Raw genomic sequence first — 384 nt, forward strand, 5'->3', positions numbered from 1 at the left:
TTTAGCAAATATCCTGCCAAAGTGTATAATGGCAAACAAATAATCCCAAAAGATTATAAGTGCGATAGCGTAGAATGCAGAGATATAAACAATAAATTAGTGGATTTGCATATCAATTTTGCGGGTAAATATTCTATCGTGGCACATAGTTGCGGAAGTGGATGTAGATTTTATTCTATGGTGGATATGCAAAATGGCAAAGATGATTTAGAAACATTAAGTCGCTTTAATACAACGCCTGATATAAGCAACAAAAATAGTATTGATGATTTGATAAGTCAAAAAGATAGTAATATGTTAATAGCGCAATATCAATATGACAACGGCGAATGCAAACAAGAAAAATTTGTTTTTGACAATAAAAAACTTCAATCTATAACAAAA

General features: G+C 30.5%; 1 protein-coding gene. It reads left to right on the forward strand.

Features of this window, described 5'->3' with window-relative positions; all coding sequences use genetic code 11:
* Positions 1–384, forward strand: a 384-nt coding sequence (locus ACWIX0_RS14275; protein WP_454174627.1) for a hypothetical protein, incomplete at both ends; no start/stop codon positions are given.

The organism is Helicobacter sp. T3_23-1059, assembly GCF_053654515.1.